Here is a 15,483-nt window from a genome sequence, read left to right as displayed (position 1 = left end):
CCGCCTGCGCCTCCGCCTGCGGGGCCTCCTCCACGATCACATGCGCATTCGTCCCGCTCATGCCGAACGACGACACCCCCGCCCTCCGCGGCCGGTCCTCCGTCCGTGGCCACTCCCGGGCCTGGGTCAGCAACTCCACCGCACCGGCGGACCAGTCCACATGCGGCGACGCCTCCTCCACGTGCAACGTCCGCGGCAATACCCCCTGCCGCAGCGCCATCACCATCTTCATCACACCCGCGACACCCGCCGCCGCCTGCGTATGCGCGATGTTCGACTTCACCGACCCCAGCCACAACGGCCGATCCACCGGCCGGTCCTGCCCATACGTCGCCAGCAGTGCCTGCGCCTCGATCGGATCGCCCAGCGTCGTCCCCGTGCCATGCGCCTCTACGGCATCCACATCCGCGGCCCCCAGGCGCGCGCCGGCGAGCGCGGCGCGGATGACGCGCTGCTGCGACGGCCCGTTCGGCGCCGTAAGCCCGTTGCTGGCCCCGTCCTGGTTCACCGCACTGCCCCGCACCACCGCCAGCACCTCGTGCCCGTTCCGCCGGGCATCCGAGAGCCGCTCCAGCACCAGCACACCCACACCCTCACCCCAGCCCATGCCGTCGGCCCCCGCCGAGAACGCCTTTGAGCGGCCGTCGGGGGACAGTGCTCCCATGCGGCTGAACTCGATGAGGCCCTTCGGGCTGGCCAGCATCGACACGCCACCGGCGAGGACCAGGGAGCATTCGCCGGTGCGCAGTGCCTGCCCGGCGAGGTGGAGAGCCACCAGCGACGACGAACACGCCGTGTCCACCGTCACCGCCGGCCCCTCGAGACCGAACGCATACGAAACGCGGCCCGAGATGACGCTGCCCGCGCTGCCGGTGACGGCGTAGCCTTCGACGCCTTCCGGTACGCGGTTCTCGGCGGTGGCGTATCCGTCCGCGCCGGCGCCGACGTAGACGCCGACCGCCTGACCGCGCAGGCTCGCCGGGTCGATGCCCGCTCGCTCGAGGGCTTCCCAGGAGGTTTCCAGCAGCAGCCGTTGCTGCGGGTCCATCGCCAGCGCCTCACGCGGCGAGATCCCGAAGAAGTCCGCGTCGAAGTCACCGGCGTTCAGGAGGAAAGCGCCATTCCGTACGGACGTCATGCCGAGGGTGTCGTAGAGCCGTTCGAGGTCCCAGCCACGGTCGGTGGGAAGCCCGCCGACGATGTCGTCACCGGCCGCGATGAGGCGCCACAGTTCCTCCGGAGACTGGATACCACCGGGGAGGCGGCAGGCCATTCCGACGATCGCAACGGGGTCGTCGTCTGCCGGTGTCACCGGTGTGAGGGTGTGGGCTCGTCCGGGTGTCCGGGCCGCCTGCCGTACCTCGCCGGTGGCTGCGGTCAGCAGGTGCCGGGCCAGGGCAGCAGGGGTGGGGTGGTCGAAGATCAGGGAGGCGGGCAGCGCCAGCCCTGTCGCCTCGGCGAGCCGGGTGCGCAGTTCCACGGCCGTGAGGGAGTCGAAACCAAGGTCCCGGAACGCCAGGTCGGCCTCTACCTCCTCCGGAGTGTGATGTCCGAGGACGGATGCCACGTGGGCGCGCACCAGGTCGAGGACGACGCGCTCCTGCCCCGCCTCGTGTACTCCGGTGAGGCGGCGTGCGAGTTCCGGCTCCGGTTCGCCGTCGCTCCGCGCCCCGGGCCGGACAGCGGTCGCCGCGGGGGCCGGGCGGGCCTCGGGCACCTCGTCCAGCAGCGGACGTGGGCGCGCCATGGTGAAAAGTGTGGCGAATCGCTCCCAGTCGACAGCGCTGATGACGACGGATGTCTCGTCGTGGTCGAGGGCCTGCCGCAGGGCCTGGAAGGCCAGGCAGGGGTCGAGGCGGGGCAGCCCCTGGCGTAGAGACCGCTCGGTAAGCAGCTCGCGCGTGGTCGTGTCGTCGTCCCGGTCGTTGAAGGCGTCCCAGATGCCCCACGCCACCGACGTGGCCGACAGTCCGGAGGCCCGGCGCTGCTCGGCCAGTGCGTCGAGGTAGGCGTTGGCCGCCGCGTAGGCGCCTTCGTTGCCGCTGCCCCAGGTGCCGGCGACAGAGGAGAACAGGACGAAGGCGTCCAAGTCGTCGGTGTGGAACAGCTCGTGGAGGTGGTGTCCGCCCGCGACCTTGGCGCGGACTGCGGAGGCGTAGCGGTCCACCGTGGTGTCCGAGAGCAGGCCGACGGCCGGGGCCATGGCCGCGTGGATGACGGCCCGGATGGGCGGCCCCTCGGCCCGCAGGTTCTGGACCAGGGCGGTGAGCGCTTCGCGGTCCGCCACGTCGCAGGCGGCGATCGTCACACGGACGCCCTGTGCCTGGAGTTCGGCCCGCAGTTCGGCGGCGCCCGGCGCGGCCTCGCCGCGTCGGCCGGTGAGGACGATGTGTTCGGCGCCGTTGTTGGCGAGCCGGTGTGCGAGGTGGCCGCCGAGGGCTCCGGTTCCCCCGACGACCAGGACGGTGCCGCGAGGCTTCCAGGTGCGTGGCGCGGGCGTGCCGCCGAGGGGGGCCCTGACGAGGCGGCGTACGAGGATGCCGGAGGTGCGGACGGCCAGCTGGTCCTCCGCCTGGTGACCGGTGAGTGCGGTGCACAGGTGTTCCAGTGACCGCTCGTCGGGGTTGTCGGGGAGGTCGACGAGGCCGCCGTAGCGCTGGGGGTGTTCCAGGCCGATCACCCGGCCCATGCCCCAGATCTGCGCCTGTTCGGGACGCCGTACGGGATCGTTTTCCGCAACGGAGACGGCGCCTCGGGTCACGCACCACAGGGGGGCGTCGATGCCCGCGTCTCCGAGTGCCTGGGCGATGCTCAGGGTGGCGGTGATTCCGGCGGCGAGGTCGGGGTGTTCGGGGTGCGCGGACTCGTCCAGTGCGAGCAGGGACAGTACTCCGCCGCAGGTCCGGCCGTCCGGGGTGGCCCGGCTGAGCAGTTCGGTGAGTGCTGCCCGGTCGTCGCCCGCGGGATCCACGGGTATGTGCGCCACGTCCGCGCCGCGGTGGGTGAGGGCGTCGAGAGCGGCCTGGATCCAGGGGTGGCCGGTGTTCCGCCGCGAGGTGACGACCAGCCAGGTGCCGGAGAGCCGGGCGGGGGCGGGGAGCCGGGGCATCGGCTTCCAGACGACGCGGTAGCGCCAGGAGTCCAGGACGGAGCGGTCCCGGAGCTTTCGCCGCCAGGAGGCCAGGGCCGGGAGGAACTGTTCGGCGTCTCGATGGCCGGTTCCGGGGCTGTCGGTGTCCGGGGGGAGTTCGAGGGTGCGGGCAAGTTCGGCGAGGTCGCCCTCCTCGACGGCCGCCCAGAAGCGGGCCTCCGCCGGGTCGCCCCCCGTGGACGTTTCGGCGGCGGGGCTTGTTCGGCTCTCGAGCCAGTACCGCTGCCGCTGGAACGCGTACGTGGGCAGGGCCACCCGATGTCCTTGGGGCACCAGCGCCTTCCAGTCGACCTCGACACCGTGGACGGACGCCGTGGCCATGGCGGTGACGATCGCCTCGTGCTCTGGCCGGTCCTTGCGCAGCAGCGGGATCGCCACGGCGTCGGTACGGCCGTCGGGTACCTCGATCAGGGACTCCTGGCTGAGGGCGGCCAGGGTCCCGTCCGGGCCGACTTCGAGGAACGCGGTCACGCCGAGCCGTCGCAGCTCGCGAATGCCGTCCGCGAACCGGACGGCGTCACGGGCGTGCCGCACCCAGTACCCGGCTGAGCACAGTTCGCCGGGCTCGGCCCGCCGCCCGGTCACGTTGGACACCATGGGGATCCCCGGCTCGTGGTAGGTGATCTCCTCTGCCAGGCGTCGGAAGTCGTCGAGCATGCCGTCCATGTGTGCGGAGTGGAACGCGTGACTCACCTGCAGGCGCCTCGTGCGGTGTCCCCGTTCGGCGAGTACGGCGGTCAGCTCCAGTACGGCGTCCTCGTCACCGGAGACGACCGTGGCCCGGGGGCCGTTGACGGCGGCGATGCCGAGCCGGTCCTGGTGGGCGGAGCCGGCGATGGCCTCGGTGACCTCCTCTTCGGGCGCCGACACGGCGACCATGGCGCCACCCGGGGGCAGGGCCTGCATCAGCCGGCCGCGGGCGGCGACCAGGCGGGCCGCGTCGGGGAGCGAGAACACTCCGGCCGCGTATGCGGCAGTCAGCTCGCCTATGGAGTGGCCCATCACGTAGTCGGGCTCGACTCCCCAGTGGCGCAGCAGCCGCAGAAGAGCGACCTCCACCGCGAACAGCGCGCTCTGCGTGTACCGGGTCTGGTCCAGCAGCCGGGCGGTCTCCGAGTCCGGCGCGGCGAACATCACCTCGCGCAGTGGCCGCTCCAGCCGGCGGTCCAGTTCGTCCGTCACCTCGTCCAGGGCAGCGGCGAAGACGGGGTGGCGGTCGTACAACTGTCGGCCCATGGCGGCCCGTTGGCTTCCCTGTCCGCTGAACAGGAAGGCTGTCGTGCCGCCCTGCCCTGCCCTGCCCTGTATGACGCCCTCGGTGTGACGTCCTTCGGCGAGTGCCGTCAGGCCGGTGAGGACGGTGTCCCGGTCGTCCGCGGGGGCCAGGAGCACGGCCCGGGTTTCCAGCAGGGAACGGGTAGTGGCGAGCGAGTACGCGATGTCCAGGGGGTGCAGGTCCGGGCGGGCGGCGACGAATTGCGCCAGGCGCGCGGCCTGACCGCGCAGCCCTGCGCTGCCGCGGGCCGACACCACCCACGGCACGAGCCCGGACGACGGGGCGGGCGCCGCCGTGCGGGTGTCCTCCGCACGACCGGCGGGGGTGGCCTGTTCGACGAGGACGTGGGCATTGCTGCCGCTGAAGCCGAAGGAGGACACGCCCGCTCGGGCCGGCCGGCCGCGCTCCGGCCAGGCGCGGCGCTCGGTGACGAGGGAGACGGGCAGCCTCTCCCAGTCGATCCGGCGGGAGGGGGTGTTGATCAGATGCGGGGGGATCTCGCGGTGGTGCAGGGAGAGGATGACCTTGAGCAGGCCGGTGATGCCGGCTGCCGCCTCCAGGTGGCCGATGTTCGCCTTGGCCGAGCCGATGTACAGCGGTGCGCGCTCGTCGCGTCCGGGGCCGAGGGCCTGCGCCATGGCGTGCACCTCGATGGGGTCGCCCAGGGGGGTGCCGGTGCCGTGTGCCTCCACGTAGTCGACGTCGGCGGGTGCCCAGCCCGCACGGGCCAGTGCCTGGCGGATCAGGGCGGTCTGCGCAGCCGCGTTCGGGACGGTGAATCCTCCGCTGTCACCGTCCTGGTTGACGGCGGTGCCGCGCAGCACGGCGTAGATGCGGTCGCCGTCGCGCTCGGCGGCGGCCTGTGGTTTGAGGACGAGTGTGACCGCGCCCTCACCTCGCCCGTAGCCGTCCGCCGCCTCGTCGAAGGTCTTGCAGCGGCCGTCGGGGGCGAGCGCCCCGCCGGCGGACATCGCCACCGACACGGTGGGCGACGCGATGACATTGACGCCGCCGACGAGAGCGACCTCGCAGTCGCCCGCCCTCAGCCCCTGGCAGGCGAGGTGCACGGCGGTCAGCGAGGCCGAGCAGGCAGTGTCCACCGCCAGGCTGGGTCCGCGCAGTCCGAGGAAGTACGACAGCCGGCCCGCGGAGGCGGCGAAGGTGTTTCCGGTGCCGTAGTAGAGGTCGATGTTGGCCATGTCGCGGGTGAGCAGTTCGTGATAGTCGGCCGTGTTGAGGCCGACGTACACCCCGACCTGACGCCCCGCCAGGTCGGACGCGGGGTATCCGGCGTCCTCCAGCGCTTCCCAGGACACTTCGAGGGCGAGCCGCTGCTGTGGGTCCAGGGAGACGGCCTCGCGGGGCGAGATGCGGAAGAACGCGGCGTCGAAGCCGGAGACGTCGTCCAGGTAGCCGCCGTCGGTGGGTACGCCTGGGCCCGCCTCGGCCCAGATCGGATCGTCACGGCGGTGCGGTGGCGGGCTGGACACGGCGGAGCGGCTCTCGGTGAGCAGCGACCAGAAGTCCTGCGGGGAGGAGGCGCCGGGGAGCCGGCAGGCAATGCCGATGACTGCGAAGGAGCCGTCCTCGCCGGAATCGGTGGCGCCGTCCGAGGGCGCGGGCTGTGGGGTCTCCTCTCCGGAGCGCTGCTGCGTCAGCTGGCTGAGGTGGGCGGCCAGGGCCTGGACCGACGGGTGCTCGAAGACCACGCTGGAGGGGAGCGTGACCGCGAACTCCGCTTCGAGGCGCTTGTGGAGTGCCACGGCGGTCAGCGAGTCCAGGCCCTGTTCGAACAGGCCTCGCCGGTGCGGCAGCGGGTGGCCCAGGCTGAGGCCGAGGAGGTGCCGGACGCAGGCGTCGACCCGGTGCGCGACCTGCGCGGAGGGCCGGGCGCCGTCGACGGGCACCGCAGGCCCGTCGGATGTGGACGGTGTGTCAAGCGCGGGCCGGGCGACGGGCTCCGGTACGGCGTCCGGTATCGCTGCGGGGGAGCCGTTCGGCGCGGGCTGCCGGCCCTCTCGCAGCGCGGGCAGCCAGTACCGCTCGCCGTGCCAGGAAGGCACCGGCAGATCCCGGTACCGACGCGGCCGGCCGGTGACCTGTTCCCAGTCCACCGCCGCCCCGGTGATGTGGAGCCGGGCCAGTGCCTTGTGCAGTGCCACGGGGCCGGGCTCGTCGCGACGCAGCGTGCCGAGTACGGCGCTGTCGCGCCCGCGGCGCCGTACGGCGTCGATCAGCGGCCGGGTGAGGACCGGGTGCGGGCCGATCTCCACCAGGGAGTAGGACTCGGGCTCGGACAGGAGGCGGTCGATCGCCGGCCACAGCCGGACGGGTTCCGTGATGTTACGGCCCCAGTACGCGTCGTCGAGCCGGCCGGCGTCAGTGTGGGGCTCGACGCTGGACAGGAGGCGCAGGGCCGGGTCGTGCGGAAGGAGGCCGGCGATCGCCTCCCTCAGGCGCGGGCCGCACGCGGCGACGAGCGGGCTGTGGAACGGGTAGTCGACGCGGGTACGGCGGCAGGGCAGCCCCCTGCCCTCCAGGACCAGCACAGCGGCCTCCACGGCGTCGTCCGGCCCGGCGACGACGACCGACTCGGGGCCGTTCACGGCGGCGACGACGACCGGGAGTCCGCTGTCCGCGAGGAGCCGCTCGACGGTGTCGGGGGCGCCCTGAACGGCGAGCATGCGTCCGGTGCCGGCGGTTTCCCGCAGGATCTGCCCTCGGCGCACGATCAGCCGGACGGCGTCCGGGAGATCCAGCACCCGGGCCGTGTGGGCGGCGGCGATCTCGCCGACGCTGTGACCCACGACGGCCGCCGGGACGACTCCCCGCCGGGCGAGCCAGCGGGTCAGGGCCACCTGCACGGCGAAGATGGCCGGCTGGGCCAGGTCCGTACGGTCCAGGCCGCTGTCCTCGTGCCGCCGCAGCGTGTCGATCAGCGACCAGGACGCCTCGGCGCGGATCAGCGCGTCGCACTCGTCGAGCGTTTCCCTGATCTCGGGCTCGCTGCGCAGAAGGTCGGTCGCCATGCCGGGCCACTGGCAGCCCTGGCCGGAGAAGACGAAGACCGGCGCGGGTTCGCCCTCGGCGCCGAGGACGCCCGAGCAGGCGCCGTCGGGGTCGTCGAGTGCCGCGATCAGCCCTTCCCGGTCGGTGGCGACGGCCGCGAAGCGGTGGGCTTCGTGGGTGCGCCGCGTGGCGGCGGAGGCGAGCGTGTCGCCGAGCGGCTCGTCATCCTGTGTCAGTCGGTCCCGCATCGCCGTGATCTGGCCGGCGAGGCCTTCGTGACGGGCGGCGGAGACCAGCAGGACGTGCGCACCCGGCGCCGGTGGTCCGGCGGCCGGTTCGGCCTCGTCGGGCGGAGCCTCCGCGATGAGGTGGACGTTGGTGCCGCTGAGGCCGAACGCGCTGACGCCGGCGCGCAGACGGCGGCCGGTCCCGGCCGGGTCGGTGGCGGTGAGGTCGGTGCCGGTCAGGGGCACTGCGATGCCGCCGCCGCGCCAGTCGACGGCGGGGGTGAGTTCATCGATGTGGGGCTGCACCGGTGCATGACCGGTGGTGATGACCCAGATCGACTTGAGCAGTCCGGTGATTCCGGCGGCGGCGTCGGTGTGCCCGAAGACCGCCTTGTGCGAGCCGAGGAACAGCGGCTTGCCGCCGGTACGGGCCGTGCCGTAGACCTCGGACAGGACGCCCAGCTCGATCATGTCGCCGAGGGGGGTGCCGGTGCCGTGGGCCTCCACGTAGTCGACGTCGTCCGGCCCGAGCCCCGCGTTGGTGAGGGCCGCCTGCAGGACGGCCGCCTGCGCCGCGGCGTTGGGGGCGGTGAGGCCGAGGCTGCCGCCGTCGTTGTTGACCGCGGAACCGCGGATGACGGCATGGATCCGGTCGCGGTCGGCGACGGCGTCCGTAAGCCGTTTGAGGACGACGACGCCGCAGCCCTCGCCGCGGACGATGCCGTCGGCCGAGGCGTCGAACGGCCGGCACCGGCCCGAGGGCGAGATGGCTCCGATGCGGCTCATGAACACGCTGATCTCGGGGCTGAGCAGCAGGCTGACGCCGCCGGCGAGCGCGGTGTCGACGTCGCCGGCCCGCAGGCTCTGGCAGGCCTGGTGCACGGCGTAGAGCGAGGAGGAACAGGCGGAGTTGACGGCGACAGCGGGCCCTCGCAGGTCGAACGCGTAGGCGAGGCGTCCCGCCGCGAAGCTGAACTCCGTTCCGGTGACGTAGTGCGGGCCGATGCCGTCGAGGCCGACTGCCTTCGTGTGCAGGAGGTGGTAGTCGCCGGCGAGCAGGCCGACGAAGACCCCGGTGCGGGAGGCGCGCCATTCCTCGCGGGGGCGTCCGGAGTCGGCCATGGCCTCCCAGGCCACTTCCATCAGGAGGCGATGCTGCGGGTCGATGGCGGCGGCCTCGCGCGGCGTGATCCCGAAGTACGCCGGGTCGAAGCGGTCGATGTCGTCCAGGAACGAGCCGGAGTGGTTGGTGATGGTGCCCGGCCGCTCCGGCTCGGGGTCGTGCAGCTCACGTGCCCAGCGGTCCTCCGGAACCGGCCGAAGGACGTCGGTGCCCGACCTGAGCACGCTGCCGAGAGAGCCGAGGTCCCGCACGCCGCCGGGCAGGCGGCATCCCATGCCGACGACCGCGATGGGCTCGGCATGGCGGGAGGTCACGTCCGTGCTGGCGACCATGGTCCTGAAACGCCTTTCGCTCTGACTTGCCCGGGCGGAGTACGGCCCGCCTGGTCAGGCCAGGCGGGCGACCATCGCGGTGATGCTGCGCACGTCCCTGAGGTTGTCCGCGTGGATCTCACGGGGCGGGACGACGACGCCGAACTCCTCGCGCACGAAGCCGATCAGTTGCGCGACTCTGAGCGAGTTGAGGACTCCCCACTCCAGCAGCGGTGAGGTGTCCTGCAGCTCGCCCTGCGGGTCTCCGTCGAGAAACTTCTCGCGGATGTACTCCGCGATTCGCTTGGTCATCTCCTGGTCAGGCATGACGTCACCTTCCGCTCGCGTGCGGCTGCTCAGTGGGGTGGGACACGACGGGCTCGGCGCGCGCCGCCTCCGTGAGGGCGGCGCGGTCGGTCTTTCCGTTGCGGTTGCGGGGCAGTTGGGGAAGGAAGCGGATCTCGTCGGCGAGCATGTAGCGGGGCAGTCGCTGTGCCGCGTGCCGCCTGAGTCCCAGAACCCCCACCTCGCGGCCTCGCGCCGGGACGACGTACGCCACCAGCCGGGCGTCCATGCCGCTGCCCGCGACGACGACGGCGGCCTCCGCCACATCGTCGTGCAGGGCGAGCACCGTCTCTACTTCGGTCGGCTCGACACGGTGTCCGCGCACCTTGACCATGTGGTCGCGACGGCCGAGGTACTCGAACGAGCCGTCGGGAAGCCGCCGGACAAGGTCTCCGGTGCGGTAGGGCCCCTGGTGCGGTTGCACACCCCAGTAGCCGAGCATCACCGTGGGACCCTCCACGAGCAGTTCGCCCACCTCCCCCACAGCGGCCGGCCGGCCGTCGGGGGTCTCGGCCCACGCGTGGTCGCCGCTCACGGGGGTGCCGATCGGCAGGGGCCGGTCGTTTTCCACGTCGGCGGGCCCGACCTCGTGACGGAGGCACACATTGGTCTCAGTGGGACCGTAGAGGTTGAGCAGGCGTGCGCCGGTCCAGCGCGCGAGTGCGCGCACCTGCGGCAGGGGGAACGGCTCACCCGCGAACAGCACCGCGCGCAGCGCTTCGGGGGCGGGGCGGTCGAGCAGTGCGCCGTCTCGCATCAGCAGCGTCAGAGCGGACGGCACCGAGTACCACACGGTGATCCGCCACTGGTGGATCAGTTCCGCCAGCTGCGCGGGGGCGTAGGCGAGTTCGGAGGGTATGAGGTGGACCGAGGCGCCGACGGCGAACGCCGCGTACAGGTCGAGGACGGACAGGTCGAAGGTGAACGGCGCGTGGTTGGCGAAGCGGTCCTGTGGCCCGGGGCCAAGCTCCTTGACGGCCCAGTCGACGAACGCGCGTGCGTTCCCGTGGCTGATGCAGACCCCTTTGGGGGCGCCTGTCGAGCCCGAGGTGTAGAGGATGTAGGCGAGGTCGTCGGGTGCGACCTCCGCGTCCACCGGGGCGGCCTCGGGGTCCGGTTCCTGCGCCAGGTCGGCGCTGGGCAGCAGGGAGCCGAGAGCGTCCCGGAGCCCGGCGAGCCGGTCGGTAGAGGTGAGGACGGCGGCGGCCGTGCAGTCGCGTGCCATGGCGGCGACGCGGGCCACGGGCACGGCGCCGTCGGCGGGCACGTAGGCGGCGCCGAGCCGCAGCACCGCCTGCATGGCCACCACGAAGTCCGGGGACTTGTCGGCCCACAGCGCGACGCGGTCCCCGGCAGCGACTCCCATCGCGCGCAGCCGGTGGGCAAGGGCGTTGGCTGCGTGGTCGAGTTCGGCATAGCACAGGTCGCCGGTGGGCCCGGCCACGGCCGGCCGGTCGGGTTCCCTGGCGGCGGAGTCGATGGCCAGCCGGTGCAGGCTCATGGCAGGACCGTCCCTTCGGCGGCCCCCAGGCGGGGGCGACTCGGGCTGTGCCGTTGGCTCGTACGGTTCACAGGCCGAGCCCTCTCGCGACGACTTCCCGCTGGATGTCGGTGGCGCCGGAGAAGATCCCGCCGGGTACGGAGTCCCTGAGGTGCTGTTCGATCCCCGCGGACCTGAGGTATCCGTCACCCCCGAAGACCTGGATGGCGTCGAGGCTGTTGGCCACGGCGGCCTCGGAAACGGCCATCTTGGACAGGGCGACCGCCTCGTTGTGATCGCGGCCTCCGTCGAGGAGCCAGCAGGCGCGGTACAGCAGCAGGCGGGCACTCTCGAGCCGTTGCTTCATTCCGGCGATGCGGTGCGAGACGGCCTGGAACTCGCCGATGGGACGGCCGAACTGGCGCCGGGCGCACGCTCGTTCGACGCACTGCTGTAGTTGACGCTCCATCAGGCCCAGGTAGACGGCGAACAGGCAGCCGCGTTCCCACGCCATCGAGTGCTGGAAGACGGCCGTGCCCTGCCCCTCCCGGCCCAGCCGGTGGGTCTCGGGCACCCGGCAGTGCCGGAAGAGCACTCGCCCGGCCGGGCAACCGCCGAGGCCCATCTTCTCGAAGGGCTCACCGGTCGCGACTCCGGGAGCGGTTCTTGGCACCGCGAATGCCGTGATTCCGAGGAAGCCGGCGGCGGGGGAGGTCGTGGCGTAGGTGACGAACACGTCGGCGGCGGGGGCGTTGCTCGCGAACGACTTGTCGCCGTGCAGCACATAACCCCCGGGCTCCTGCTCGGCGGTCACGCCGAGACGGGAGAGGTCGGAGCCGGCCTCGTCCTCCGTCATGGCGTTCGCCGCGATCAGCTCGCCGGACGCCAGTCCGGACAGCAGTTCACCCCGGACGTCGCCGTCGGCGAAGTCGCGAATCGGAACAGCGCAGGCCAGCAGGTGAGCGGCCACGGCGAACACCAGCCCGGTGTTGGGACAGGCCCGGCCGAACGCCTGGAGGCACAGCGCGGTGTCCAGCGCTCCGAGACCGCCCCCGCCGTACTCGGCGGGCACGCACAGCCCCGTGAGCCCGATCTGCGCCGCGCTTTTCCACTGCGTGCGGGTGAAGGGCAGCTCCGACGGCGTGCCGGGCCCGCCCAGCTGCTGCGTGACTTCGGCGGAGACACGGTCGTAGCGACATCGCTGTTCATCGGTGAGGTCGAAATCCACTGACGCGGTACCTCGCATTCGTGCCGGACAATTCCGCCGTTTCCCATGGACACGCTACGGGACCGGCACCGGGTTCAGTCAGCCCTTGGTAACCCCTAAGATCATCCCTGAAACCCCTACGGAATCACCCCACACAAAGCCCCTACCCCTATTTCTGCGGACAGGTGACGTAGGCTGCTGGTACGGGTTGCCGCATTGCCGCCGCGGCAGATAAGTTGCCGCGAGCAGCGACTCGGCCGCAGACCTTCCTCAGACGGGACGGATTCGCCATGGGGCACCTCTCGGAGATAGCCATCAACCTCAACAAGGCGTTCAACGCGGGTGATACGGAAAGGCTGCGGGAACTCATCTCACCCGATGTCGTCGCCCATCTCGCGGGGACGTCGAGCGACGCCGAGCACCCCCCGGGCACGCCGCGCGACCGGGAGGGCTTGCTGGGCGTGTGGCAGCTCACCCGGGCGTTCTTTCCCGATCTCCATTCCACCCTGGAGGAAATCGTCGAGACCGGGGACGTGGTGGCCACCAGGTCCGTGGTCCGGGGCACCCACACTCTGGATTTCATGGGAATGCCGCCGACGGGAAAGACCTTCGAGATGATGACGATGAACATGAACCGGGTGCAGGACGGAATCATCGTCGAACACTGGGCTCTCAGTGACAACGTGACCATGCTGGCGCAGCTCGGCTACAAGTTCACGAGTACCTCCTGACGCCCGGCGTTCGATCCTCGAGCTGAGCTGGCGATGCAGGCCCATGGCCCTTGCCGCTCCCTGCAGGACCTACAGACACTCCCTCGCGCACCAGCTATTGATCAACTCAGTGTAAGAAGTCGCGCGGAATCGCTCCGCACGACCGAGCGGCATCGCTGTGAGTTCATGCCGGCGCCCCCGCAAGTCTCGGAAATTGCGCGGACCGTGTCGCGTGGTCCGGTTCGTTTCCTATTCCATGAACCCGAGCAGGCTATGACGCACAGTCCTCGATCGTGCCTTGGCCCGTCCTCGTACCGTCCTTCGCCCGGCACGGGTACGGCGAGAAATGCATAACAGAGAGTGTTGACGGAAGCACGTCAACATGGAATGGTGCAGTCAGCAGTGCGAGCTGACACCCGTACACACACGGAACAGGCCTAACTGCGCACGTGCCGCCATCATGCACGAATTATGGGGATCTTCCCCTCCAGCCCCCGGCAAACCGCCGCCCAGAGCACCCGGCAACTGCATCCAGGGCGAGGGGCATCTGCGGATAAACGTGTGAACGGCGTGCGTGTCAGCTCCTCCAGGAAAGGCACGATCTCCACCGAGAAAGGCAAGCAATGATTTCTCAGCCAGCCGGCCAGTGGATTCTGGCGTTCGACGCTTCATGCTGCAAGTGCAGCAAGGTCGCACAGCAGGTCCAGCAGTCCAGTGGCGACAAGCTCGACATCAAGCCCCTGTCCGATCCCGAGGTGACGGCCTGGCGCACGCAGGCCCTGGGCGACAACGCCCGCTTCGCCCCGACCCTGATCAGGCTGGAAGAGGGCGGCAAGGCGCGAGCCTGGACCGGGTTCGCCATGGCGGCACGGATGGCCACGCTACTCGGCCCCCGCTCCACGCTGCGATTGATGGCCGCACTCGGCGCGGTGCGCAAGGGAACGGCCGCACCGGCGGACAACGGTGGCTCGGGAATGGGGCGTGGACAGTTCCTGCGCCTGGCCGGCGCGGGTGCGGTCGCAGCCCTGTTCGCCGCGAACGCGTCTCCGGCCGCCGCCAGGGAGCTGACTGAGGCTCAGAAGTGGGTCCAGGCGAACAAGGCCAAGCTCCCGCAGACCTACAGCACCTTCGCGCGGTACGACATGGCGCACCGGAAGGCGATCTACGCCGAACTCAGCCCTTCGGTGCGCAGCAACATGTGGGTGGACCACCTCAAGGCCTACCGTGCCGCTCATCCCGATCTGTCGGCCGACCAGGTTGAGATCATCGACCGGACCGTCGAACTGGCGCGTCAGGAGTCCACGTTCAGCGGCGAGCCGACTCCCGAGCTCGAGCAGCAGTTGCAGGCTCTGCGGGACCCCGCCATCGCCGCCTTCGGCAAGGCGGAGGCAGGGGCACTGCTGGCAACGCTCGGCCCGGCTCCCGCTGCCGCTCCCAAAGCAGCGAAGGGCGCCCTGGCCGAATGCGACTGCAACTGGCCGAACGACTACTGCGATTCGGGCAACTGTGTGAAATGCCAGAACTGCGGTGCCTGCTGTACGTGCCACAGGGGTTGCGGCCATCTCTGGGTGCAGACATGCAACGGAGAGTGCACCAACTAGCACTGCGGACGAAAGTTGTGATCCGTACCAATAAGGACAACGATGACCTCTCAGCAAGCCGGCCAGTGGATTCTGGCGTTCGACGCTTCATGCTGCAAGTGCAGCAAGGTCGCACAGCAGGTCCAGCAGTCCAGTGGCGACAAGCTCGACATCAAGCCTCTGTCCGATCCCGAGGTGACGGCCTGGCGCACGCAGGCCCTGGGCGACAACGCCCCCTTCGCCCCGACCCTGATCAGCGTCGAGGAGGGCGGCAGGGTACGCGCCTGGACCGGGTTCGCCCTTGCGGCACGGCTGCCCAGGCTGCTGGGCCCGAGCACCACGCTGCGACTCCTGGCCGCACTGGGCGCGCTGCGCAAGGGAACGGCCGCACCGGCGGACAAGGGCGGCTCGTCGGGGATGGGGCGTGGACAGTTCCTGCGCCTGGCCGGCGCGGGTGCGGTCGCAGCACTGTTCGCCGCGAACGCGTCTCCGGCCGCCGCCAAGGAGCTGACTGAGGCCCAGAAGTGGGTCCAGGCGAACAAGGCCAACCTCCCGCAGAACTATGCCGCGTTCACCCGTCATGACGTGACATACCGCAGGGCGATCTACACCGAACTCGCCCCGTCAGTGCGCAGCAACATGTGGGTGGATCATCTGCAGGCCTACCGTTCTGCCCACCCCGACCTGACGGCCGACCAAGTTGACGTCATCAACAGGGCCATGAAACTGGCCCGTCGGGAAGCCACCTTCAACGAAAGGCTGACTCCCCAGCTGGACCAGCAGGCGCAGGATCTTCGCGATCGCGCCATCGCCGCCTTCGGCAAAGCTGAGGCAGGAGCGCTGCTGGCAACGCTCGGCCCCGCTCCCACTTCGGCGGAGCTGGCCGCGTCGGACTGCACGTGCGCGCAGCACTCCGACTACTGCGACAGAGGGAACTGCGTGCAGTGTGCCTACTGCGACAATTGCTGGTGTAAGTGCAACAGGGGCTGCGGCACTCTCTGGGCGTACAAGTGCCAAGGAACGTGTGAGGACTAGCGGACCAGGACCAGGCACGCCTTCGACAC

Annotated in this window: 7 protein-coding genes; 3 read left to right on the top strand and 4 right to left on the bottom strand. The window is 70.9% G+C overall.

What is annotated here, in order from left to right; translation table 11 throughout:
- The 4 genes from ACWIF2_RS36785 to ACWIF2_RS36770 all read right to left on the bottom strand — a co-directional run.
- Window positions 1–9,118 (bottom strand): type I polyketide synthase (locus ACWIF2_RS36785; RefSeq protein ID WP_454365501.1); only part of this gene is annotated, 9,118 nt, incomplete at its 3' end.
- Window positions 9,119–9,172: 54 nt separating this feature from the next.
- A complete protein-coding gene (locus tag ACWIF2_RS36780) occupies window positions 9,173–9,424 on the bottom strand; it encodes an acyl carrier protein (RefSeq protein ID WP_355860464.1) in 252 nt (83 codons plus the stop codon).
- A gap of 4 nt (window positions 9,425–9,428) precedes the next feature.
- Window positions 9,429–10,943, bottom strand: coding sequence for an amino acid adenylation domain-containing protein (locus ACWIF2_RS36775; protein ID WP_454365499.1), 1,515 nt, complete (start codon window positions 10,941–10,943; stop codon window positions 9,429–9,431).
- 67 nt (window positions 10,944–11,010) lie between these two features.
- Window positions 11,011–12,150: an acyl-CoA dehydrogenase family protein gene (locus ACWIF2_RS36770; protein ID WP_454365497.1), complete on the bottom strand. Its 1,140-nt coding sequence runs from the start codon at window positions 12,148–12,150 to the stop codon at window positions 11,011–11,013.
- Window positions 12,151–12,419: 269 nt separating this feature from the next.
- Between ACWIF2_RS36770 and ACWIF2_RS36765 the strand changes: the two genes are divergently transcribed.
- From ACWIF2_RS36765 to ACWIF2_RS36755, 3 genes are all read left to right on the top strand, one after another.
- Window positions 12,420–12,860, top strand: a complete 441-nt coding sequence (locus tag ACWIF2_RS36765; RefSeq protein WP_454365495.1) for an ester cyclase — start codon at window positions 12,420–12,422, stop codon at window positions 12,858–12,860.
- A 602-nt stretch (window positions 12,861–13,462) separates the two neighbouring features.
- On the top strand, window positions 13,463–14,440 hold the full coding sequence (locus tag ACWIF2_RS36760; RefSeq protein ID WP_454365493.1) for a bacteriocin fulvocin C-related protein: 978 nt from the start codon (window positions 13,463–13,465) through the stop codon (window positions 14,438–14,440).
- Window positions 14,441–14,482: 42 nt separating this feature from the next.
- A complete protein-coding gene (locus ACWIF2_RS36755) occupies window positions 14,483–15,454 on the top strand; it encodes a bacteriocin fulvocin C-related protein (protein WP_454365491.1) in 972 nt (323 codons plus the stop codon).
- Window positions 15,455–15,483: the final 29 nt, after the last annotated feature.

It is taken from the genome of Streptomyces sp. NPDC055506 (genome assembly GCF_053643595.1).
Note: the sequence above shows the minus strand (reverse complement) of the source record. Positions and strands in the feature narration are given on the sequence as shown.

Excerpts from the sequence above, each read along its gene's own strand:
- ACWIF2_RS36780 (WP_355860464.1), bottom strand. The coding sequence starts at position 9,424 with ATGCCTGACCAGGAGATGACCAAGCGAATCGCGGAGTACATCCGCGAG.
- ACWIF2_RS36775 (WP_454365499.1), bottom strand. The coding sequence starts at position 10,943 with ATGAGCCTGCACCGGCTGGCCATCGACTCCGCCGCCAGGGAACCCGAC.
- ACWIF2_RS36765 (WP_454365495.1), top strand. The coding sequence starts at position 12,420 with ATGGGGCACCTCTCGGAGATAGCCATCAACCTCAACAAGGCGTTCAAC.
- ACWIF2_RS36760 (WP_454365493.1), top strand. The coding sequence starts at position 13,463 with ATGATTTCTCAGCCAGCCGGCCAGTGGATTCTGGCGTTCGACGCTTCA.
- ACWIF2_RS36755 (WP_454365491.1), top strand. The coding sequence starts at position 14,483 with ATGACCTCTCAGCAAGCCGGCCAGTGGATTCTGGCGTTCGACGCTTCA.